Origin of the sequence: Rothia gullae (assembly GCF_024294905.1) — a bacterium.
Taxonomy (GTDB): domain Bacteria; phylum Actinomycetota; class Actinomycetes; order Actinomycetales; family Micrococcaceae; genus Rothia.
Window position 1 is genome coordinate 177,600 of record NZ_JANCOC010000003.1, and the last position, 21,981, is coordinate 199,580.

Below are 21,981 nucleotides of genomic sequence, written 5' to 3' on the forward strand. Positions count from 1 at the left end.
AGGCGTTATTATGCCTTCTTGCGCATACGGGTTGCCACGATGGTCGCACTACCAGCGCTCAGAGCAATCAGACCCAGACCAGCAGCGGTCATCGCATCGGATGCACCGGTCTTAGCCAGGGAAGAAGAGCTCTTGGAAGATGCGTTAGTAGCATTCTCGTAGTCAACCGGCCATTCGCAACCGATGCCGTCGTGGTCAGCATCGAACTTCTCGCGGAAGTCCGGGTGGTCCTTGCTAATCGGTGCCAGGCCTGCCGCCTCAACGTCGGCGCAGTTCTGGAAACGGTGGCTCTCGGTAGCATTACCAGAGGAGTTCTGGCCAGCGGAGAGGTTGTTACTAGAGGTCTGACCGCCAGAGTTCTGACCACCGTTGTTCTGGTTATCTGCAGAGTTAGAGTTCTCGTAGTCAGCGGGTTGCTCGCAGCCGACGCCGTCGCTGTCAGCATCAAACTTCTCGCGGAAGTCCGGGTGACCCTTGCGGATCGGTGCTTCACCTGCAGCCTCAACGTCGGCGCAGTTCTGGAAGCGGAAGTTCTCTGCGGGCTGGGGAGCCGCGTTCTCGTCAGCAGGCTTGGAGGATTCCTCAGCGGGTGCGGAGGTCTCTTCAGCAGGCTTGGGAGCCTCGGTGGTCGGCTCAGCGGTTGCTTCCTTGGAGGGCTCGGGGGTGGGATCCTGGGTGGGTGCCGGGGTCGGATCCTCCGAAGGAGCCGGAGCGGGCTGCTCTGCGACCTTAATGGTCACGGTAGCTGCCTTACCGCCGCGGGGAACGTCGCCGTCCTTCAGGGAGCCGGACAGCAGGTAAATGTCGACAGAAACGCTGCCGTGCAGCTCTGCCTGCCAGGGGATGGTAACGGAGAAGTTACCGTTGCTATCAGCGTGGATTTCCAGGTAGTCCTGGCCATTAATCTTAACAGCGCCCTTGTTTAGCTTCAGTGCCAGAACAGAACCGGAGGTACCGTCAGCGGTCTTGAAGCCTTCGCCACCAATGTTTAGATCCTGACCCTCAACCCATACGTTGGGGGAGATGAAGCGTGCAGAGTCTGCGTAGGAGTGGACAATCTGAGGCGCACCTTCCACAGCGAAGGTTGCGGGGCCGGAAGTTGCCACGAGGCCACAGCCGATGAGTGCGGTGGCGCCGATGCGTGCGATGTTGTTTCGAATTTTCATACCCCCATTCTAACGAGCAAAGCTTGAGATACCGGCTCCCAATACGTCAATTTGCCATGACCTGACTCATAAATAGGGGTTTTCTTGAAGGGTTCTTGAAGGCATGGTTGAACTATATGAGCCTTTTACACCGCTGTGCATCCCAGAAGCCTCAACCCCACGTTGAAGAAACTAACAGGTACATGCCCCACCCCGTTAAACGCTAAAATCACCTCCGCCCGAACACTCAAAAGCATTCAGAGGAGGGGACCCTCACACGCCACCACACGGGGTAGCGACAACAGTTTTTAGGAGTTCTTCCCGTTGCGCATTGGGTCAGTGCACACGCGGCAAAATTCGCTAGAGAAACAGCATTTACAGGGGGAAACAGCACCGCCTAGACCCCGGCAACACCCCCGGCAACCTTAAACGTCAACGGCATCGAGCATGAGTTCCAGTGCCTCACCCACGCCGCTGCGCCACAGGTAGGTTGCTTTCACATCCGCACGACCCGGACCGCCATTGATGATGGCGACCGGCTTGCCGGTGCGCAGAGCCTCCAGCACAATCTTGTAGCTGCTCATAACCGCCACCGAGGAGCCCACCACCAGCAGCGCCGAACATTCAGTGAGCATGGCGTCCTTACGTGCCTTACGTTCGGCGGGCACGGATTCGCCAAAGTACACGACATCCGGCTTGAGGCGAGTCGAACCGCAGGCGATGCAGGGCACCATCTGAAAATCACGAATATAGCACTCGTCCAGCTCCACGTCACCGTCAGGGTTCACGCGCAGCTCTTCGTCTTCTAGGCGCGCCAGGTAGCCGGGGTTCGCCGCGTCCAGGCGCGTGTCCAGGCTTTCGCGGCTCTCGTCCTGCCCGCAGTCTAGGCACACAATACGGGAGAGGTCGCCGTGCAGTGCGAGCAGGCTGGAGCTCCCAGCGCGGGCGTGCAGCCCATCCACGTTCTGCGTAATCACGCCACTCACGGCACCCAGCTGCTCCAGCTCGGCGAGCGCATAGTGGGCGCGGTTCGGTTTGGCGCGGCGCATGCGGCGCCAACCCACGTAGGAGCGCGCCCAGTAACGTTGGCGGGCGGCGTCATCGTAGCGGAATTCCTGGTAGGTCATTGGGCGGTGGTCGTGTAGGGAGCCGCCGGGTCCACGGTAGTCGGGGATGCCGGATTCGGTGCTCACGCCCGCGCCGGTGAGCACGAGAACCTTACCCGCCTTGAGTAGCTCGGCAATACCCGCGGAGGCGTATTCTTCGTCGTGCGGGGCGGCATTCTCAGAGACAACACGCTGAATCGAGCGAATCGCGGCACGGTGCACGGAGGCGATTTCTTCGCGCTGCTCACCGGCGGCGGCGAAGTTCTGGTGGTCAGTCCAGCGGTCCATTCTTCTCCTCAATGCTCTGTGTACTAGTGCGGTCAGCACGGTTCTAACGCGTTAAACGGCTGTGGGGCACCCCCTTTTGAGGGTACCCCACAGCCTATTTCTTATGGTTTCGAACGTGCAAACTCAGCCACAGGCTAAGTCCGCCCAGCCAACCGGTTGAGCTTAGTTCTCAGCCTTCTGCTCACGCTCGGAGGTCACCGACAGGCCGTCGCTGGCAACATCCGGGTTCACATCCACGGTCACGGTGTCACCGTCGTGAATAGCGCCGGAGAGGATGCCGCGAGCCAGGCGGTCGCCAATCTCACGCTGAACCAGGCGGCGCAGTGGGCGGGCACCGAATGCCGGGTCGTAGCCGGTCTTACCCAGCCACTCCAGAGCGGCAGGAGTGACGTTCAGGGTCAGGCGGCGGTCCTCCAGACGCTTAGCCATACTCTTGACCTGCAGACCCACAATCTGACCCAGGTTCTCAGCCGACAGCGGCTGGAACATGATGATGTCGTCCAGTCGGTTGAGGAACTCGGGGCGGAATGCCTGGTGAACAACCTCCAAGGCCTTCTCGGAGCGCTCCTCGAAGGGCATGTCCTGGTTGACCAGGTACTGCGAACCGAGGTTCGAGGTCAGGATCAGGATGACGTTGCGGAAGTCCACGGTGCGGCCCTGGCCGTCGGTCAGGCGGCCGTCATCGAGTACCTGCAGCAGGATGTCGAAGACCTCGGGGTGCGCCTTCTCAACCTCGTCGAGCAGCACCACCGAGTAGGGACGACGGCGTACAGCCTCGGTCAGCTGACCGCCCTCTTCGTGGCCGACGTATCCGGGAGGGGCACCGACCAGGCGAGAAACGGTGTGCTTCTCGGAGTATTCACTCATGTCGATGCGTACCAGGGCACGCTCGTCATCGAACTGGAACTCAGCCAGTGCCTTAGCCAGCTCGGTTTTACCGACACCGGTCGGGCCAAGGAACAGGAAGGAACCAATCGGGCGGTCCGGGTCGGAAATGCCAGCGCGGGCGCGCCGGACAGCGTCAGAGACGGCAACCACTGCGTCTTCCTGGCCGATGAGGCGGGCACCGATGCGCTTCTCCATTTCGAGCAGCTTCTCAGATTCGCCCTGCATCATGCGACCTGCGGGAATGCCGGTCCAGGAGGAAATCACCTCGGCAATATCGTCCGCGGTGACCTCTTCGGAGACCATGGATTCGTTCTTGGCGTTGTCCTCGGCGCGCTGTGCTTCTTCCAGTTCTGCCTGCTTTGCGGGAATTTCGCCGTAGAGCAGGCGGGATGCCTCAGCGAGTTTGCCTTCACGCTGTGCTACCTCAGCGCGGGAGCGTAGCTCATCAATCTCAGTCTTGAGGTCACCCACGCGGTTCAGGTTCGCCTTCTCGGCTTCCCAACGGGCGTTGAGGGAGTCAAGCTGTTCCTTCTTGTCAGCCATGTCCTTGCGCAGCGCTTCCAGACGCTCAACCGATGCGGGATCGGTTTCGCCGGCAAGTGCCAGTTCCTCCATGGTGAGACGGTCCACGGCACGGCGCAGCTGGTCGATTTCCTCCGGTGCGGAGTCAATTTCCATGCGCAGGCGGGATGCTGCCTCATCAATCAGATCAATTGCCTTGTCCGGCAGCTGACGGGAGGGAATGTAACGGTTGGACAGGGTTGCTGCGGCAACCAGCGCGGAGTCAGCAATCTGCACCTTGTGGTGTGCCTCGTAGCGTTCCTTCAGGCCGCGCAGAATACCGATGGTGTCATCTACGCTGGGCTCGCCCACGTACACCTGCTGGAAGCGGCGCTCAAGTGCGGGGTCCTTCTCGATGTTCTCGCGGTACTCGTCGAGGGTGGTGGCACCAATCAGGCGCAACTCGCCTCGGGCAAGCATGGGCTTGAGCATGTTGCCTGCGTCCATGGAGCCTTCGGATGCGCCAGCACCGACGACGGTGTGAATCTCGTCGATGAAGGTCACAATCTGACCCTCGGACTTCTTGATTTCTTCGAGGACTGCCTTCAGGCGCTCCTCGAATTCGCCGCGGTACTTTGCGCCTGCGACCATGGAGCCCAGGTCCAGGCTGATGAGGGTCTTGCCGCGCAGGGATTCGGGCACATCGCCGGAAACCATGCGCTGTGCCAGCCCTTCCACGACGGCGGTCTTACCGACGCCGGGCTCACCAATCAGCACGGGGTTGTTCTTGGTGCGGCGGGAGAGCACCTGCACGACGCGGCGAATCTCAGAGTCACGGCCGATGACCGGGTCGAGCTTGCCCGCACGGGCAATGGCGGTCAGATCGGTGCCGTACTTTTCGAGCGCCTGGAAGGTGCCCTCGGGGTCAGGGGTGTCCACGGTGCGGTCTCCTCGAACATTGGGGATGGTCTGCGCGATGAGCTCTGCGGTAGCGCCGAGCTTGTGCATTGCGGTTGCGGTGCTATCGGTTCCGCTGGCGATGCCGAGCAGAATCATTTCGGTAGAAACGTAGGTGTCACCGAAGCCCTGGGCGCGGGTCTGTGCCACCTGCAGAGCGGAGAGTGCGGCACGGCTGAGGGAAGCGTTCTGCACGGAGGCACCGGATGCCTTCGGCAACTTCTTGATTTCAGCAGATGCCACCTCGGAGATAGCGTCCACATCCAGGCCTGCAGCCTTGAGGACTGCTACGGCGACACCTTCGCGCTGGTCCATGAGGGCCTTGAGAATGTGCGCAGTTTCAATAGTGGGGTTGCCGGCGGTTTGAGCGTTAGTATTTGCCGCCGAGATGACTTCTTGACTCTTGGTGGTGAACTTGTTGTCCATGATGTTCCTTTCGTATTTCGAAGGGCTTATCCTATGCGCCCCTGCATTACATAACTTGAGTCTACTACACTCAACTATTCTGCACAAGGGGTTAACCAAGGTTTTGAGATTAAAATTTCGGCAACAACTAAGGGCTCTTCGCACGAATAAAGCGGCGAAAACGCAAACTCCACCCAAAAGCCCTATTGTTATAGTGAACACACTGGGCACTTGCGAGTTCCCGCAACAATCACAGTCACGAATGGGGACCCACATGAAAATACTGGTTCTAGGCGCAACCGGCCGCACCGGCTATCTCTTTACACGCAAAGCCCTGGAGGACGGGCACACCGTCACCACCTACGTACGCAACCCCAACAAGGCCCTAGCGCTTTTGGGGACGCACCAAAATCTCACTATCGTTCCGGGAGCCCTGAACGATGCCGAACAGCTCGCCGCAGCATCCTCCGGGCAGGACGTGATGGTCAGCATCTTGGGCCAGAAAGCCACGGTACGAGAATTTCTCTCCTCCACATTCATGCAGGAGCGTCTGCCTCTCATCATGGAGGTGGTCACGGGCGCAGGTGTAAAGCACTGCCTTCTGATGAGTGCCTACGGTGTGGGCGATACGGTACGGACCGCGTCCCTACCCATGCGCCTGGTGTGCAAGGTCATCATGCGCGGCATTTTTACCGACAAGGTTAAGGCGGACGCCCTGGTCGCCGAATATCAGCCGTATATTTCGCGTGCCCATCCGGGTAGACTGACCGACAAGCCCGGTAAGGGCGAGGTGAAGGTATTTGACATGGCGAGTGTCGAGCGAGCTCCGGGTATCCCGACGATTTCCCGTGAGGACGTTGCCGATGCGCTGCTCACTATCGCCAAGAATCCCCAGAACGCGGGCACAGATTTTTTGGTAACGATTGAGGATGCTACTCTACGCTCACCCCAGAAATAAACCGGTAGGCTTAATGGCATGACGACTACGAACACCTTCCCCGCCGCCATTCTCTTCGACCACGACGGAACTCTCGTCGATACCGAACCCGTATGGGCTGCCGCAAAGGTTGCTCTCACCGCAGAATTTGGCGGCACCTGGACCGAACAGGATACCCTCGACTGCCTGGGCCTATCCATGCAGTTCACCCTGGATCGCCTGCGCGAACGCGGAGTAAACCTGCCGGACCAGGAGATTAACGATCGACTGGTGGCGAAGGTGCGCGAGACCCTGGCACATCAGCCGGTCGAATTCCTGCCCGGCATTGAGCGCTTCCTCTCGGAGGTTCACGATGCGCAGATTCCGGCCGCCATCGTCACGAACGCGACCACCTCCGTGGCTCGCCGCACCGCGAATGCGGCGCCCAAGGGCACATTCTCGGTGATTATTGGCAACGATGAGACCACCCACCCCAAGCCGGACCCGCAGCCCTATCTTTTGGCGGCAGAGCGTCTGGGTGTTGATCCGACCCAGTGCGTAGCTCTCGAGGATTCCCCTTCGGGCGTGCGCAGTGCGACCGCGGCGGGTATGCGTGTCATTGTTGTGCCGGGCGAGCTGGAGGTTCCGGCGGAGCTGGGCACCGTGCGCCTCAAGCATGAGGAGCTGACCCTGCAGGCGGTTCGCGCGCTGGCGTAGCCGCCTGGTTCGCGCACTTGCGCAACCGTTCGATTTATACGCGGGAAGCCCTGCAGAAAGGCTAGAAGCCTTGCAGAAAACTGAATACGCTTCACCATAAAGGGTGGGATGCGCAATATAGGATGCCGCGCGTCCCACCCTTTGTGCGCGCCTGGGCGGTGAGCGGGGGCTTTTGGGTGGGGGCTTTTAAAAGCGGCACGACACGCAGATGACAATTTATTACGAATTGCTCAAAATAATCTTGACAACGGTTCCTTAAAATGATTTACTCATAATAACGATTCGGCGGGGCCACAACCCCCCACCGAATCACAAGCATCACAGCATTATGAAGGAGACCATCATGGCATTCGCAAACTACACCGCACCCGGCCTGACCCTCGAAGAAGGCAAGGGCATTTCCGAGGTTCTCCAGGCACGTCTGCACGACCTGAACGACCTGCACCTGCTGCTGAAGCACGCTCACTGGAACGTGACCGGCCCCGGCTTCATCGCCGTTCACGAGATGATTGACCCCCAGGTCGATACCGTCCGCGAGTTCGTCGACGGCATCGCAGAGCGCATGGCAACCCTGGGCGCAACCCCCAACGGCCTGGCTGGCGCACTGGTCGCACAGCGCACCGTCGAGGACTACCCTGTCGGCCGCGCACGCGTTGCTGACCACCTGCACGCTCTGAACGACGTGTACACCCGTGTGATCAAGGATCACCGCAAGGCTATTGCGTTCGCTGGCGAGTCCGACCCCGTCACCGAGGACCTGCTGATCGGTCAGACCGCTGAGCTGGAGAAGTTCCAGTGGTTCATCCGCGCGTTCCTGGAAAACGGCGAAGGCAACATCTAAACCGCAACCATCTATGTTGTAGCCTCTAAACTGCAACCTACTCATGGCGGCACGTCATATAGGAATTAGCTTTTAGAGTCACGAACCGGGCGGGTGCCTCTCCTTATGGAGGGTGCACCCGCCCGGTTTCTATACTGTTTCGGTGCTTTCTCCCGACGTTTCGCCTCCCCCGCGGGGTACCCTAGAGTACTACCCTAGAGTACGTTGTGGCGAACATATTTATCGGGTTAGACCGTCCTAGATTTTCTGTTCAGAGTGCTCTAGAGTGGTTCACTGTTCATGACAGAGCAGACAGACATGAACGCATCATCAGGTGCAGGGAACCCGCCCTGCACACACGGCACCCGTGGAAAGAGAACTATGAGCACGTACGCGACGCACGAGCACGGCGAAGACACGTACGGCGAGCAGACCGAGAAGCTTCAGCCGGAAAACGCCGCCACCGAAGCTTCGCAGGCCACCCGCCACAGCGCCGTCATCTCCCCCTCCCGCGCGCAGATTAAGCGTTGGCGCCGCTACCTGGCTGATGAAGAGTCGGAGGCGCGCATCTACCGCTACCTGGCTCTCCGCGCCGAGGGCACCGACCGCGAAATCTTGCTGCAGGTTGCTGAGGCGGAGAAGCGTCACCAACAGCATTGGCGTGACATGCTCGGCGAACACGCGAATGTTCACGTGCGCCCGTCCAGGCAGTCCCTAATCCTGCAATTCTTGGCGAAGAACTTCGGTTCGGTGTTCATCCTGGCGATGGCGCAGCGCGCGGAGTCCCGCTCCCCTTACGCTGAGGATCCGGACGCCACCGAGGAAATGGCGGCTGACGAGGCAATTCACGAGGAAATTATCCGTGCCCTGGCGACCAGTGGCAGGGAGAAGCTTTCGGGTAATTTCCGTGCGGCGGTCTTTGGCGCTAACGACGGTTTGGTGTCAAACCTGGCATTGACTATGGGTATTACCGCCTCGGGCGCATCCAGCTCGATGGTCCTGCTCTCGGGTATTGCGGGTCTGCTGGCGGGTGCGCTGTCGATGGCGGCGGGTGAGTTTGTGTCTGTACGTTCTCAGCGTGAACTGCTGGATGCATCCCAGCCGACCCAGGTGACCCTGAGTGTTGCGCACGATTTGGATTTGGATTCGAACGAGCTGGAGCTCATTTACCGTGCGCGCGGCATGGAACCGGAGGCGGCGCATCACCGTGCGATGGAGCGTTTCGGCTACCTGGATTGCGACTGCGATCCGTCGCTATCTCACCGCGAGGAAGAGAATCGTGAGGAGAACGTTGCTTTGGGTACCGATATTGGTGCCGCCGCAGCGTCGTTCGCATTCTTCGCTTCGGGTGCGTTGGTTCCGATTCTGCCCTATATCTTTGGCTTGTCGGGCGTGTTCGCGATGGTACTGTCTCTGCTGTTTGTGGGTGCGGCGCTGGGCTTGACCGGTGGCGTGGTGGGCCTGCTTTCGGGTGCTTCCCCGCTCAAGCGGGGTATTCGCCAGATTCTAATTGGTTTCGGCGCAGCGTTCGTGACCTACCTGCTGGGTCTGGCGTTCGGCACGACGGTCGGCTAATTCTAATTCCTGAATACTCTTTAGACAAGCCTATATAGCCATTACAGAATGATCTTCACTCTCCCGTGAGTGCTGTATCCTGGGCACAGAAACCCCCGGCGGGTGAATCATCCGCCGGGGGTTTTCTATATGCTCTGACATTACATGAGGGGTGCCCTATATAAGATGGGTTTAAAGCACAGATGCCGGTAGCCTCATGGACTACCGGCTTCTGCCGCATTTTATGCTGTTTACTTCGCTGCGAAGATTTCGCGCATCAGGTTTGCAGCCTCGGAGGGGGTCTTACCGACCTTCACACCTGCTGCTTCCAGAGCTTCCTTCTTCGCCTGAGCGGTACCGGAGGAACCGGAGACAATAGCGCCTGCGTGGCCCATGGTCTTACCCTCAGGAGCAGTGAAGCCAGCAATGTAACCAACGACGGGCTTGGTCACGTTTGCCTTGATGTACTCAGCAGCACGCTCCTCAGCGTCACCACCAATCTCACCAATCATGACGATTGCTTCGGTCTCGGGGTCAGCTTCGAAAGCTTCCAGAGCGTCGATGTGGGTGGTGCCGATGATGGGGTCGCCACCAATACCGATAGCGGTGGTGAAACCAATGTCGGACAGTTCGTACATCAGCTGGTAGGTCAGGGTACCGGACTTGGAGACCAGACCAATCTTACCCTTACCGGTGATGTTCGCCGGGATAATACCGACCAGGCACTCCTCGGGGGAGATGATGCCGGGGCAGTTGGGGCCGATGATGCGGGTAATCTGCTTGCCGTTCTCGTCCACGGATGCCTTAGCAGCTGCCCAGAACTCTGCGGAGTCCTGAACCGGGACGCCCTCGGTGATAACGACGACGAGGCCAATCTTAGCTTCGATAGCCTCGAGAACTGCTGCCTTGGTGAAGGCCGGGGGAACGAACACGATGGAGACGTTCGCGCCAGTCTTCTCCATAGCCTCAGCTACGGAACCGTACACGTTCAGCTCGATGTCGGAGCCGTCCTTCGCCTTGTGGGTGACGGTGGTGCCAGCCTTGCGAGCGTTCACGCCGCCCACAATGTTGGTGCCTGCTGCGAGCATGCGTGCGGTGTGCTTGGTACCCTCGCCACCGGTGATGCCCTGAACGATGACCTTGGAGTCCTTGTTCACAAAGATAGACATATTACTTCCTTGAAATCCTTTGCTGGCGATTACGCCTTGTGAGCGAGCTCTGCTGCCTTGTCAGCGCCGGAGTCCATGGTCTCAGCCAGAACAACCAGCGGGTGGTTCGCCTCGGAGAGGATACGGCGACCCTCAGCAACGTTGTTGCCGTCCAGGCGCACAACCAGGGGCTTGGTTGCTGCGTCGCCCAGAATCTCGAGAGCCTTCACAATGCCGTCTGCCACTGCGTCACATGCGGTGATGCCGCCGAAGACGTTCACGAAAACGCTCTTGACCTGCTCGTCGCCCAGAATGATTTCCAGGCCGGCAGCCATAACCTCAGCGGACGCGCCGCCACCAATATCAAGGAAGTTTGCGGGCTTAACGTTGCCGTGGTTCTCACCAGCGTATGCAACAACGTCCAGGGTGGACATAACCAGACCTGCACCGTTACCAACGATGCCGACCTCGCCGTCCAGCTTCACGTAGTTCAGGTCGAACTGCTTTGCCTTAGCTTCCAGCGGGTTCTCAGCGGACTTGTCCACGAGAGCCTCGTGCTCGGGCTGACGGAATTCTGCGTTGTCGTCCAGGGAGACCTTGCCGTCCAGAGCGAGGATGGTGCCCTCGGGGGTCAGAACGAGGGGGTTAACCTCAACCAGGGTTGCGTCTTCCTTGGTGTAGACTTCGCCCAGCTTGACGAGAACGGGAACAACCTTCTCCTGCAGTTCTGCGGAGAAACCTGCTGCCTTAGCAATTTCCTCAGCCTTAGCCTGGTCCAGGCCGACCAGCGGGTCAACCTCGATCTTTGCCAGTGCCTCGGGGCGCTCAGCAGCGAGCTGCTCAATTTCCATACCGCCTTCTACCGAGCACATTGCCAGGTAGGAGCGGTTTGCACGGTCCAGCAGGAGGGAGAAGTAGTATTCTTCGGCGATGTCTGCGCCGTCAGCGACCAGCACGCGGTGAACGGTGTGGCCCTTGATGTCCATGCCGAGAATTGCCTTAGCGTGCTCGTAAGCTTCTTCGGGGGACTTTGCGAGCTTAACGCCGCCAGCCTTACCGCGGCCGCCGGTCTTAACCTGAGCCTTAATGACGGTCAGGCCGCCAATTTCCTCAGCTGCTGCCTTTGCTTCTTCAGGGGTGGTCGCAACAATGCCCTTGAGCACGGGTACACCGTGCTTTGCGAAGAGCTCGCGCGCCTGGTATTCGAAAAGGTCCACAGGTGTCCTTCTTCTTCGAAGTGGTGCCGAGTACTGATGCACTCGGCCTGGTCTCATTAGAGGAAGATCCCCCGTGTGGTCGGTACGGTGCGATAGGGGTCTCTCGCACCCGGCACACACGCATCATTGACGCGGGGAATTTCTCTCGTCTCTACTCTATCGGATTCGGCGTGAGCTCGCACTCACAGAGCCCCAAATCTGAGATTTTAGCGTCTCAGCTCACAAATATTTTGGGTACATTCCACCCAAAGGCTATACACCGGGTAACTAACCCAAACTAACGCTCCCCCGTCTGCCGCGAAATACCGGCAAAATGCGGCGTTTACCGCCGTACTCTGCAAAGCCCCGGCCACCTTCTCAGCAGGCGGACAACACGCCCGGCACAGCAAACAAAAGAAGGGCGGGCACCCTCAGGTACCCGCCCCTCCATCGGCATTGTTAGGTTCGCACGCCTGACGCGTTAGCTCACCTTCTCCAGCGGCGCGTAACGCAGCAGCAGACGCTTCTCTTCCGAACCGAAGCGAACCTTCGCCACGGTCTTATCGCCGCTACCCTCAACGGCGAGCACGCGACCCTCACCAAACTTGGTGTGGCGCACGGTATCGCCGACCGCCAGAGTCAGAATTTCCTTACTCTGGTGTACGCGGGAACGGTTCGTCACCTTTGAGGTGGCCGCCGCCAGCCCGTAGCTTGCCGAGCCGTTAATATCCGCGGTAGACGGCTCAGAGCGGCGTGCGGGGCGAGACTCGTAGGGGTCGTATGAGCCGCGCGAGCCACCGGACCTGTACCCGCCCGAGCCATAGCCGCCACCGTACGAGTTACCGTAGGAGCTGCCGCCATAGGAACCGCCGCCGCGAGCGCCATACGCGCCCATACCGGAGGCACCAAAGCCCGAGAAACCGGCGGTGCGCTTCCAGTCAATCAGCTCCTCCGGGATCTCCTCCAGGAAGGGCGAGGGCGGGTTGAACTGGCTCTTACCCCACATGGTGCGGGTTTCCGAGCGGGTCAGGTACAGGCGCTCCATGGCGCGGGTCAGACCCACGTACGCCAGGCGGCGTTCCTCGCTCATTTCCTTCTCATCGGTCAGGGCACGCTGATGCGGGAACAAGCCGTGCTCCATGCCGGTCAGGAACACCACGGGGAACTCCAGGCCCTTAGCGGTGTGCAGGGTCATGAGGGTGACCATGCCCTGCGCCTTCGCCTCGGCGGCTTCGGCGGCAATCTGTGCGGCGGAGGCGTTCTCACCCTCCGCGCTGGCGGGGCGGTTCGGGATTGAGTCGGCGTCGGCGACCAGAGCCACGTGTTCGAGGAACTGCTCCAGGTCGGCGCCGGGGTTCTCGGTCTCAAACTCGACCATAGCGTCAAGCAGCTCGGAGAGGTTTTCCACGCGCGATTCGTCCTGAATGTCCTTGGAGGCGCGCAGAGCCGCCAGGTATCCGGTCTGTTCCAGGACCGCTTCCAGGCAGGTTGCGGCGGGTTCGGTGCGGGCAATCTGCGCCAGGTCGTCCATGAGGCGCACGAACTCGGCGTACTTCTTAATCGCGGCGGCGCCCAGGCCGGGGATGTCGGCTGCCTGGCGTGCGGCGGCGTAGAAGGAGATGCGGTTCGCACTCGCGTACTCCGCCACCACGGACTCAGACTTGGCACCGATACCGCGCTTGGGTTCGTTGAGGATGCGGCGCACGTTCACGTCGTCATCGGGGTTGCTCAGGGCGCGCAGGTACGCCAGCGCGTCCTTGATTTCCTTACGCTCGTAGAAGCGGGTACCACCGACCACGCGGTAGGGCAGGCCGGCACGCATGAGCATGTCCTCGAGGGTTCGGGACTGCGCGTTGGTGCGGTAGAAGATTGCGACGTCACCGGGCTGCACGCCGTGTTCATCGGCAAGGCGGTCAATTTCGCGGGTGATGTAGCGTGCTTCGGCGTGCTCGGATTCGGCGACGTAACCGATGATCTTCGCACCCGCGCCGGAGGCGGTCCACAGCTTCTTGGGGCGACGGTCGGGGTTGCGTTCGATGACCGCGTTCGCCGCGGAGAGGATGTTCTGCGTGGAACGGTAGTTCTGTTCCAGCAGGATCGTGTGGGCGTTCGGGTAGTCCTTTTCGAAGTCCGTGATATTGCGGATATCCGCGCCGCGGAAAGCGTAGATGGACTGGTCGGAGTCACCCACCACGGTCAGCTCGGCAGGGGGTACCGCGTCCGGGTAGGGGCCGCGGTCAGCAGGTGCCTTCGTGTGGGCGCCGACCAGTTCACGCACGAGCTGGTACTGGGCGTGGTTGGTGTCCTGGTACTCGTCCACAAGGATGTGGCGGAACTTACGGCGGTAGTAGTTGGCGATTTCAGGGAACTTCTTGAGCAAGAAGACGGTGCGGCCAATCAGGTCGTCAAAGTCGAGGGAGTTGGCGGCGCGCAGACGTTGCGTGTAGACAGTGTAGATCTGCGAGATGGTCTTCTCGTACGGGTTATCGTTCGCCACGCGGGATGCGTACGCTTCGGCGCTGACCAGCTCATTCTTCAGCGCGGAGATGCGGTTACCCACGGCCTTGGCGGTGAACTTCTTGGTGTCCAGGTTGAGCTCTTTAATGATCAGGCTCAGCAGGCGCTGTGAGTCGGTCGAATCGTAGATGGTGAAGGTCGACTTCAGACCCAGGGCGGCGGCCTCACGGCGCAGCACGCGCACACAGAAGCTGTGGAAGGTCGAGATCCACATGTGCTTGGCGCGCGGGCCGACCAGCGCCTCAATACGTTCACGCATTTCGGCGGCAGCCTTGTTGGTGAAGGTGATGGCGAGAATCTGGCCGGGGGTCGCGCGGTGGGTTGCGAGCAGGTATGCGATGCGGTGGGTGAGCACGCGGGTCTTGCCGGACCCGGCGCCCGCGACGATGAGCAGGGGCGCGCCGGAGTGCAGCACGGCTTCTTCCTGGCGTTCGTTGAGCCCAGCGGTGAGGGAGGCGGGGTTCACCGCGTTGAGGCTGTGGGCGCGTTCGCTATAGGGGTCGGCGGGGTCGAAGTCCTCGCCGTAGCCGCCGACTCGGTAGGCGGGCGGCATGAAGTCGCCGAGCGGGTCTGCGGCGGTGAAGGCTGCGGGTGCGCCGGGTTCAGGAACGGGCGCGCTGGTAGCAGGGGCACCGTAGGCGGGCATGCCGGTAGGCAGGGCGGCGGGTATGTCCTGTGCGGGCGCCTCCATCGCCGGAGCATTCATCACTGCGGCGTCCATGGGAGGGGCGTAGTAGTCGTCCTCGGCAGGGGGTACGTCATAGTAGGGATCGAAGGGCGGCTCGTCATCCGCTACCGGTGCTGCGGGGGTGACGAGTTCGGCGGCGAACAGGCCGTCCTGTTCGGTGAAGGGCTGCTTCTGCTGTTCGGGCTTGTCGCTCATCATCTACCTCGCTGCCTAGAATACACGTTCGATATTCCATGCTACCGCATTTACTCCGCGGCTCCCACCCGTTCAGTCAATCAGCCTCACAACCCAAATCGGCAACGGCACCCCGGTGGCACAGAATAGTCATGCTAGGATGACCGCATGACTCAGACCTTACCTCCGGGCCTCTCAATAGCCCTATGGTGCAATGGCTCAGCCGACGAAGCCGCACAGTTCTACACCAGGGTTTTTCGCGATGCTTCCGTCATTGAACGGGTGCCCGGACTTACGACGGCTCTAAGCATCCATGGCTTCCAGCTCTCACTCATTAATGGTGATGACCGGTACGTCCCGAACCAGTACGTCAGTTGCATCCTAAACTTTGACCCGCTCCTCTTCGGTGGTGATGCGCAAGCGCGAGCATACCTCGATGAACTCTACGAAGAGCTAAGTACCGGCGGTGTGCTGATGGAACTGGGTGAGTATCCTTTCTCCCCACGCTACGCCTGGGTGCGTGATCGTTTTGGTATGACCTGGCAGCTGATGCTTACCAATCCTGCAGGGGACCCGCGCCCCTTCGTCGTGCCTTCTTTCATGTTTGGCGGCACGAATCACGGCAATGCAGCGGAAGCCACCAACGGCTGGATTTCCATATTTGATGATGCTCGCCGCGGTACCCTGTACCACTATCCGGAAGGTAGCCCCTTTGAGGCAGATGCGGTCATGTTTACCGACTTCAACCTGCACGGCACCTGGATGGCGGCTGCTGATTCCGGCACTTTCCACGATTTCACATTCACGCCCGGGGTTTCGGTAGTTCTTTCGTGCCGTACCCAGGAGGAGATTGATTACTATTGGGAGCAGCTCTCGGCTATACCTGAGGTGGAGCGTTGCGGCTGGTGTGTAGATCGCTGGGGTATTTCTTGGCAGGTTGTCCCGCACAATATTGCTGAGCTGATGGCGGATAAGGCCGCTCGCGAGAAGATCCTGCTGATGGGCAAGATTGACCTGTCTCAGCTATAACAACGTGTTTTCTTGAGTGCTCGTTACGTGCAGAAACAGAGAAACCGCCCGCGCCTGCTAATGCAAGCGACGGGCGGTTTTCTCGTACCGGCGTGGCCACCGGTTCTGTGTGCCCCCGAGACGATTCGAACGTCCGACACCTTCTTTAGGAGAGAAGTGCTCTATCCCCTGAGCTACGAGGGCGTACCTATCCAGTATAAAGCACCCCGCACCGCAAGTCCGCTTAGCCCGCCCAAGCCGCCAGCATCCACCGGTATTCGCACCGTGCCCACCCTCTGCCCCAATCCCTGCCCCAACCCGTGTTCACCGCCCTGTGTTCACCACCTGAGGACACCCGCACCCGGCAGCAGAACCGCTCCTATAATGTACGAATGAGCATCTACATTGACCCGCCCACCTGGCCCGCACGCGGCACCGTCTTCTCACACCTCATCTCCGATGCATCCTTGGCGGAACTGCACGAGTTCGCCGCGGCTGCGGGCATCAGTGAGCGTGCCTTCGACCGCGACCACTACGACGTGCCGGCGCACCTCTACGATGAGCTGGTGCGGGCGGGTGGGAAGGAACTCAGTGGCGCACAGCTGACTCGCACGCTTATTGCCAGCGGTCTACGGATTCCCCTGAAGGAACGCCCCGAGAAGATTCGCCCGCGTCTGCTTCGCGCCTGGGAGGCGACGTTTACTCCCCGTCTCAAGCGTGTGGAGGCTCCTACCGAGCTACGGGCTCAACTCACGGCGCAGGTGGCGGAGCTGGGTGAGAGCCTGTTGCAAGCGTGGGAGCAGCCGCACCGCGCCTACCACCACAGCGGGCACCTTTTGCAGATGCTCACCGATCTGAACCGCCTCTACGCACACCGCACGCAGGGTTCTACTCCCCTGGCGTTGGTTCTGGCGGCGTGGTTCCACGACGCGGTCTATGAGGGCGCGCCGGGTGAGGATGAGCGCCGTAGCGAGCAGCTGGCGAGCGCCTCCCTGGAGCCGCTGGTTACCGCGGGTCTGCTCACCGGGCACGAGCTACAGATGGTGGGCTTTCTGGTGCGTGCCACGGCAACCCACGAGCTACCCGAGTCTACCGATCTTCCAGCGGGCTATGAACCGGCGGATATTCAGTTTTTCCTCGATGCCGATATGGCTATCCTGGCGGCTGATTCGGCACGCTATCGCCGCTACCTGCGCGGGGTGCGTAGCGAGTACTCCCATTTTGACGATGAGGCGTTCCGTACCGGTCGTACGACCTTCCTGCGTTCGATTCTGGGTCGCGAGCGCATCTTCCTCTCCGAACAGGCTCTGCAGCTCTGGGAGGAGCCCGCGCGGGCTAATCTGCGTGCTGAGCTCAACGGATGGGCGCAGGACCCGCAGGGGCTTCTATAGGCTCTCGCGTCCTAGCCGCATACGCTTAAACACATACCGCCGAGAATGCACCCATACTAAGGTGCATTCTCGGCGGTATTTTCATGGAATCTTTCGGGTACACAGAAGGCGCCCACCCCGTGCTGGGCAGGCGCCTTTTGAAGTATGTTGGGCTAGACCCGACTCTTATGCGCTAAGGCTTAGAGAGCGGTGTAGTAGCCGTCAATGGACATCCAGGAGGTGGGGTGCACCAGGGTACCGTTGGTGGGGTTCAGAGCGGAAATCATCTTGCCGTTGCCCAGGTAGATACCAACGTGGCTGTAGCCGTTCTGGAAGACGATGTCGCCGGGCTGGGGGTTAGCGGTCGGACGCAGCTCGTTCTTCATTGCGTAGGTGAAAGCAGTCAGCTTGATGCCGTGCTGCGCGAAAACCCAAGAGGTGAAGCCGGAGCAGTCCCATGCACCAAAGGTCTTGCCGCCCCAAACGTATGAGCCACCCAGGCCGCTCATTGCGGTTGCAACGATTGCGTCGCGGGATGCGTTACCGGTGTAAGCGGAGGAAGCAGCGGGTGCCGGAGCTGCAACGGGTGCCGGAGCTGCAACGGGTGCCGGAGCTACAACGGGTGCCGGAGCTACAACGGGTGCAACGTAAGCCTGCTGTGCCTCAGCCTGGGGTGCAACGTAGGTGGTTGCGGGGGTGTTATAGCTGGTGTAGTCGAACTCGTAGTTGGTGTAGTCGTAGGACAGATCAGCAGCAGCGGGAATCTGTGCAAATGCGTTCGCGGGAACGGTCGAGCCGAGCAACAGTGCGCCTGCTGCGAGGGTTGCGCCTGCGTTACGTACGATTTTTTTATCCATTGGTAATTCCTCCATTGCCTGACGAGGTAAGCTGTCGGACTCGAGCATGGATTCGCTCGGCCACCGAAGTGACTTAGCCCCGAGGCCTCTCGATTGAGAAACCGTATCCCAGCTTGGGGATTGGGTCCCCCGCTTCTGCCATATTGGGTAGACGTTCATCTAAGCGTTGGCAGAACTCAGCGGAACCGCTTCGACGGTGCCCTCTTACGATTAGGATTTAGGCACAAATCGAGAATACACAGAAAACTCCCAGTTGTCACCTCATTCAGACTTAAATTTTGAGCTTTCACCCCCCGGAGGAACGGAGTGAGTTTGAATGACCAGAACCCCGTTTATTTGCGGAAGCTTAAGTAGATTAAGGCGTTTGACTAGGCATTTTATAAAGATGCACATTCGCTTTTAATGCACTACCACCCCTTAAGGGCATGGTTCAAAACTCTTAAAAATGAACCTCGTCTCTTAAGGTTTTGCTCCCATTACTCACTGAGAAACCGGCGTGTCTCTCAGCTTCAACCTCAGATTTAAGCGAAAAACACGAAAAATGCACTCAAACGCAGTTGCCAAAAAGTTAAGAGAGGAGTATATGCTCGCTCACGTGAGGGCATCCTGAGCCACTGATCTACGCCGCTTAGTCCACCTTTTGCAGCCCGAATACGCCTCGTTCCTCCGCGTTTCCCGATTCTTCCTTTATATACGTATATACGGCGTTTCACTCCGATTATTGAGCTAAATCGTCCGCTATCTAAGACAAAGCCGGTTCTCAGGGAGTCAACCGCACAAAAACGGTGGTATCGCCTCCTCAAGTGAGGAGGCGATACCACCGTTTAGTGTGAACTGGGTTAGCGGACTCTCAGAATTAGAGCTTAGAGGTTGCCACCGCGCTTGACCACAATTGCGTTTGCCACGTCCATATCCAGGGAGAGGGTGTCCTCTTCACCGTCGGCGTGAACAATCACGTCATCGTTCTGACCGGCGACCACGGACACCGAAGCGCCGTAGACAATACCTACGTCAGCCAGCAACTTCAGCAGCTCAACGTCAGTCTGAATGGACTCGGGGAAACGAGAGATAGTGAAACGGTCCTCCGGACCGGAGTCCCGTGCCGCCAGAGACATGGGCACGGTACGCTCGTCGTTCTTCTCGCTAGTGTGGCCCAGGTCCTCCAGACCGGGGATAGCGTTACCGTACGGGGAAAACTTGGGGTCCTTAAGCATCTCCAGGATGCGCTTCTCCACCTTATCACTCATGACGTGTTCCCAGCGGCATGCCTCTTCGTGCACGTACTCAAGTTCCAGACCAATAATGTCGGAGAGCAGGCGCTCAGCCAGGCGGTGCTTACGCATCACCTCGACCGCCTTGCGGCGACCCTCCTCGGTCAGTTCGAGGTGGCGGTCCGGCTCAACGGTGAGCAGGCCGTGCTTCTCCATGCGTGCCACAGTCTGAGAAACGGTCGGGCCGGAGTGCTCGAGTCGTTCAGCGATGCGCGCACGCATGGGGACAATGCCCTCTTCCTCCAGTTCGAGGATGGTGCGCAAATACATCTCTGTGGTATCGATGAGGTCTGTCATATATCTCTCCCAGCTATCACTCCAACAGTGCTTAGATAGCATTGCCTAAGTCATTACTTATTCAATAATCTATTATGTACTTTTTCAGCGGCTTTTGCCACGGCTTAAGTCATTGAGTCGTCCAACAATAACCGTTGGACGACTCAATACAACACCTTATATATACATTTTGTTAGCCCACCCGTTATTAAAGAGGAGTGGATAGTAGGCTCTACTCTGCGGACTCAGCCTCGGCAGTTTCCTCTGCAGCAGAAGCGTTCTGCGCGGTTTCATTCTCCACCGAGTTGTTCTCTACGGGCTCACCGGACTCAGCAGATTCCTCAGTAGCTACATCAGACTCTACATTCTCCTGCTCGGCGTTCTCCTCCAGGTCTTCCGGGCGAACGCGGTCAGCCCACGGCACCCAATCCGGCGCGATGAGCGCATCATCACCGGGTAGCAGACCAACCTCGCAAATCGTTGCCACGCGGGAGCGAGGCGCACGCGAGAGGGTCGCGAACCAGAACCAGCCGCGGTAACCGGGCAGGCTACACTCAAACAGGTGAGTGCTCAGGCGCTCTTCCTCGGCGCGCACATGGTGAACCAGACCGATAGCGTGTGCCGGGGTGATCTCTCGCACACCCTGCAACGCTACGTCCTTAGCGGCGGCAAGAATCTCATCCACCTTGGAGGTGCGGCGCAGCTTGTGCGGAACGCCCAGGGAGGTGGCACCTACCTCTTCATCCAGCGGAGTGAAGGGGTCGGGGGTGGAGTCTTCGTTCTGTGCGGTTTCTCCAGCGGCAGATTCCTCAGCGGGTGTATCAGCCGCCTCAGTCTCCTCAGCGTTCACGGAGGGCTGAGTCTCAGCAGGTACAGCGCTACCCTCGTCAGCGCTCTCAGGCGCGGCAGAAGGCACAACGGACTCTGCGGGCGCGTCAGTAGCGGGCGTAGTTTCGGGTAGCAGTTCAATAACCTGTTCAGACATACCCCTATTAAAGCATCTCGCGTGCGCAAACATTGCGGCGCCCGCCCCAAGCTCCACATACGCTGTGAATTTGGGTCTCAAACCGCTAAATCTGGGGCTTCGCCCACGAACAGCTGTGTGTGAGCTGATACCGTTAAATCCATGAGTAATGAACCCGCACAGGATAAGCACAATACTGCAGAGCAGATCCCTACACCCCTGCCCTACGCCGGAGCCATCCGCTGGCTCGGGGCTGGCGGCGCGATTCTCGCCCTGCTCTGTCTGCTCACCGGAGTTGCCATGCTCGTGATGAAGTGGGTTGGGGCAACGCCGCCCGCCCTCATGAGCCAGATTCCGCTGGTCCTCCTACCCGTCGCCTTTATTGCGCTCATGGCCGCACTCATCCTGTCGGTCATGCGCCGCAACAAGGCATAAAGATTTGAGCCGCAAGCTCACACACATCATTCACTTATCAAGTACAGCCTGCCATTCAGAGAGAAAGATAGAGTATGTCTGCTGAAGCAAAACTCCTAGTCGTCGATGACGAGTTCAACATTCTTGAATTGCTCGCCACCTCCCTGCGTTTCGCCGGTTTTGAAGTAGTTACCGCCGGCAACGGCCGCGAAGCCCTCGAAAAGGCACATGCTGAAAACCCCGACCTCATTGTCCTGGACGTCATGATGCCCGGTATGGACGGCTTCGAGGTGACCCGCCGCCTGCGCGAAAACGGCACCACCACCCCCGTGCTCTTCCTGACCGCAAAGGACGCCACCGAGGACAAGGTGACCGGTCTGGGTGCCGGCGGCGACGACTACGTTACCAAGCCCTTCTCACTCGACGAGGTAATCGCCCGTATCCGCGCCATTCTGCGCCGTAGCCGCAGCCTCCAGGAAGAGGACGACGCCGTACTGCGCGTTGACGCCCTCACCCTGAACGTGGACACCCACGAAGTGTTCCTCGGTGACGAAGAGATTGACCTCTCCCCCACCGAGTTCAACCTGCTACACTACCTGATGCTCAACGCTAACCGTGTGCTGTCCAAGGCGCAGATTCTTGACCACGTGTGGGAGTACGACTTCAACGGCGACTCCTCTATCGTTGAGTCCTACATTTCGTACCTGCGCCGCAAGATTGACAATAACCGTGAAAACCACGAGCCGCTCATCCACACCAAGCGCGGTGTGGGCTACATGATTCGCGGTTCTCGAGGCTAAC

At 59.5% G+C, this 21,981-nt stretch carries 17 protein-coding genes, 1 tRNA gene and 1 riboswitch; of the genes, 8 read left to right on the forward strand and 10 right to left on the reverse strand.

Features of this window, described 5'->3' with window-relative positions; translation table 11 throughout:
• Positions 1-8 precede the first annotated feature (8 nt).
• The 3 genes from NML54_RS03415 to clpB all read right to left on the reverse strand — a co-directional run bounded on the left by NML54_RS03415 (position 9) and on the right by clpB (position 5,311).
• A complete protein-coding gene (locus NML54_RS03415) occupies positions 9-1,166 on the reverse strand; it encodes an excalibur calcium-binding domain-containing protein (protein WP_254755917.1) in 1,158 nt (385 codons plus the stop codon).
• A gap of 404 nt (positions 1,167-1,570) precedes the next feature.
• On the reverse strand, positions 1,571-2,539 hold the full coding sequence (locus NML54_RS03420; RefSeq protein ID WP_254755918.1) for a Sir2 family NAD-dependent protein deacetylase: 969 nt from the start codon (positions 2,537-2,539) through the stop codon (positions 1,571-1,573).
• A gap of 162 nt (positions 2,540-2,701) precedes the next feature.
• Positions 2,702-5,311, reverse strand: a complete 2,610-nt coding sequence (clpB, locus tag NML54_RS03425) for an ATP-dependent chaperone ClpB (RefSeq protein WP_254755919.1) — start codon at positions 5,309-5,311, stop codon at positions 2,702-2,704.
• A gap of 253 nt (positions 5,312-5,564) precedes the next feature.
• Here clpB and NML54_RS03430 point away from each other — a divergent pair, with 253 nt between their 5' ends.
• The 4 genes from NML54_RS03430 to NML54_RS03445 all read left to right on the forward strand — a co-directional run bounded on the left by NML54_RS03430 (position 5,565) and on the right by NML54_RS03445 (position 9,318).
• A complete protein-coding gene (locus tag NML54_RS03430; protein WP_254755920.1) occupies positions 5,565-6,248 on the forward strand; it encodes an NAD(P)-dependent oxidoreductase in 684 nt (227 codons plus the stop codon).
• A gap of 18 nt (positions 6,249-6,266) precedes the next feature.
• Complete coding sequence (locus tag NML54_RS03435; protein ID WP_254755921.1) at positions 6,267-6,923, forward strand: HAD family hydrolase; 657 nt, start codon at positions 6,267-6,269, stop codon at positions 6,921-6,923.
• Positions 6,924-7,266: 343 nt separating this feature from the next.
• The gene (dps, locus tag NML54_RS03440) at positions 7,267-7,764 is read left to right on the forward strand and encodes a DNA starvation/stationary phase protection protein Dps (RefSeq protein WP_254755922.1); all 498 of its coding nucleotides are present in this window, start codon (positions 7,267-7,269) and stop codon (positions 7,762-7,764) included.
• Positions 7,765-8,124: 360 nt separating this feature from the next.
• Complete coding sequence (locus tag NML54_RS03445; RefSeq protein WP_254755923.1) at positions 8,125-9,318, forward strand: VIT1/CCC1 transporter family protein; 1,194 nt, start codon at positions 8,125-8,127, stop codon at positions 9,316-9,318.
• 230 nt (positions 9,319-9,548) lie between these two features.
• On the opposite strand, the gene sucD is transcribed toward NML54_RS03445, so the two are convergent.
• The 3 genes from sucD to NML54_RS03460 form a co-directional block, all read right to left on the reverse strand.
• Positions 9,549-10,466: a succinate--CoA ligase subunit alpha gene (gene sucD, locus NML54_RS03450; RefSeq protein WP_005508195.1), complete on the reverse strand. Its 918-nt coding sequence runs from the start codon at positions 10,464-10,466 to the stop codon at positions 9,549-9,551.
• 29 nt (positions 10,467-10,495) lie between these two features.
• Positions 10,496-11,662, reverse strand: coding sequence for an ADP-forming succinate--CoA ligase subunit beta (sucC, locus tag NML54_RS03455; RefSeq protein ID WP_005504561.1), 1,167 nt, complete (start codon positions 11,660-11,662; stop codon positions 10,496-10,498).
• 460 nt (positions 11,663-12,122) lie between these two features.
• Complete coding sequence (locus NML54_RS03460) at positions 12,123-15,044, reverse strand: UvrD-helicase domain-containing protein (protein ID WP_254755924.1); 2,922 nt, start codon at positions 15,042-15,044, stop codon at positions 12,123-12,125.
• A gap of 144 nt (positions 15,045-15,188) precedes the next feature.
• Here NML54_RS03460 and NML54_RS03465 point away from each other — a divergent pair, with 144 nt between their 5' ends.
• Positions 15,189-16,049, forward strand: a complete 861-nt coding sequence (locus NML54_RS03465) for a VOC family protein (RefSeq protein ID WP_254755925.1) — start codon at positions 15,189-15,191, stop codon at positions 16,047-16,049.
• A gap of 110 nt (positions 16,050-16,159) precedes the next feature.
• Here NML54_RS03465 and NML54_RS03470 read toward each other — a convergent pair.
• Positions 16,160-16,232: transfer RNA gene (locus NML54_RS03470), tRNA-Arg, on the reverse strand.
• Positions 16,233-16,420: 188 nt separating this feature from the next.
• Between NML54_RS03470 and NML54_RS03475 the strand changes: the two genes are divergently transcribed.
• Positions 16,421-17,419: a DUF4031 domain-containing protein gene (locus tag NML54_RS03475; protein WP_254755926.1), complete on the forward strand. Its 999-nt coding sequence runs from the start codon at positions 16,421-16,423 to the stop codon at positions 17,417-17,419.
• A gap of 179 nt (positions 17,420-17,598) precedes the next feature.
• Here the strand turns inward: NML54_RS03475 and NML54_RS03480 are convergent, their stop codons facing one another.
• The 3 genes from NML54_RS03480 to NML54_RS03490 all read right to left on the reverse strand — a co-directional run bounded on the left by NML54_RS03480 (position 17,599) and on the right by NML54_RS03490 (position 20,787).
• Entirely contained in the window at positions 17,599-18,255 is a 657-nt protein-coding gene (locus tag NML54_RS03480) for a C40 family peptidase (RefSeq protein WP_254755927.1), read from the reverse strand.
• A riboswitch (cyclic di-AMP (ydaO/yuaA leader) is annotated at positions 18,256-18,415 on the reverse strand. It lies immediately after the preceding gene.
• 703 nt (positions 18,416-19,118) lie between these two features.
• On the reverse strand, positions 19,119-19,823 hold the full coding sequence (locus tag NML54_RS03485; protein WP_254755928.1) for an iron-dependent transcriptional repressor DtxR: 705 nt from the start codon (positions 19,821-19,823) through the stop codon (positions 19,119-19,121).
• Positions 19,824-20,034: 211 nt separating this feature from the next.
• On the reverse strand, positions 20,035-20,787 hold the full coding sequence (locus tag NML54_RS03490; protein WP_254755929.1) for a DUF3027 domain-containing protein: 753 nt from the start codon (positions 20,785-20,787) through the stop codon (positions 20,035-20,037).
• 141 nt (positions 20,788-20,928) lie between these two features.
• Here NML54_RS03490 and NML54_RS03495 point away from each other — a divergent pair, with 141 nt between their 5' ends.
• Both NML54_RS03495 and NML54_RS03500 read left to right on the forward strand, forming a co-directional pair.
• Positions 20,929-21,201, forward strand: a complete 273-nt coding sequence (locus NML54_RS03495) for a hypothetical protein (protein WP_254755930.1) — start codon at positions 20,929-20,931, stop codon at positions 21,199-21,201.
• 74 nt (positions 21,202-21,275) lie between these two features.
• Positions 21,276-21,980, forward strand: coding sequence for a response regulator transcription factor (locus tag NML54_RS03500; RefSeq protein WP_254755931.1), 705 nt, complete (start codon positions 21,276-21,278; stop codon positions 21,978-21,980).
• Position 21,981 lies beyond the last annotated feature (1 nt).

Bases quoted from the DNA above. Each gene is read 5' to 3' on its own strand.
- NML54_RS03415 (WP_254755917.1), bottom strand. From the start codon at position 1,166: ATGAAAATTCGAAACAACATCGCACGCATCGGCGCCACCGCACTCATC.
- NML54_RS03420 (WP_254755918.1), bottom strand. From the start codon at position 2,539: ATGGACCGCTGGACTGACCACCAGAACTTCGCCGCCGCCGGTGAGCAG.
- dps (WP_254755922.1), top strand. From the start codon at position 7,267: ATGGCATTCGCAAACTACACCGCACCCGGCCTGACCCTCGAAGAAGGC.
- clpB (WP_254755919.1), bottom strand. From the start codon at position 5,311: ATGGACAACAAGTTCACCACCAAGAGTCAAGAAGTCATCTCGGCGGCA.
- NML54_RS03465 (WP_254755925.1), top strand. From the start codon at position 15,189: ATGACTCAGACCTTACCTCCGGGCCTCTCAATAGCCCTATGGTGCAAT.
- NML54_RS03480 (WP_254755927.1), bottom strand. From the start codon at position 18,255: ATGGATAAAAAAATCGTACGTAACGCAGGCGCAACCCTCGCAGCAGGC.
- NML54_RS03500 (WP_254755931.1), top strand. From the start codon at position 21,276: ATGTCTGCTGAAGCAAAACTCCTAGTCGTCGATGACGAGTTCAACATT.
- NML54_RS03495 (WP_254755930.1), top strand. From the start codon at position 20,929: ATGAGTAATGAACCCGCACAGGATAAGCACAATACTGCAGAGCAGATC.
- NML54_RS03430 (WP_254755920.1), top strand. From the start codon at position 5,565: ATGAAAATACTGGTTCTAGGCGCAACCGGCCGCACCGGCTATCTCTTT.
- NML54_RS03485 (WP_254755928.1), bottom strand. From the start codon at position 19,823: ATGACAGACCTCATCGATACCACAGAGATGTATTTGCGCACCATCCTC.
- sucD (WP_005508195.1), bottom strand. From the start codon at position 10,466: ATGTCTATCTTTGTGAACAAGGACTCCAAGGTCATCGTTCAGGGCATC.
- NML54_RS03460 (WP_254755924.1), bottom strand. From the start codon at position 15,044: ATGATGAGCGACAAGCCCGAACAGCAGAAGCAGCCCTTCACCGAACAG.
- NML54_RS03490 (WP_254755929.1), bottom strand. From the start codon at position 20,787: ATGTCTGAACAGGTTATTGAACTGCTACCCGAAACTACGCCCGCTACT.
- NML54_RS03475 (WP_254755926.1), top strand. From the start codon at position 16,421: ATGAGCATCTACATTGACCCGCCCACCTGGCCCGCACGCGGCACCGTC.
- NML54_RS03445 (WP_254755923.1), top strand. From the start codon at position 8,125: ATGAGCACGTACGCGACGCACGAGCACGGCGAAGACACGTACGGCGAG.
- NML54_RS03435 (WP_254755921.1), top strand. From the start codon at position 6,267: ATGACGACTACGAACACCTTCCCCGCCGCCATTCTCTTCGACCACGAC.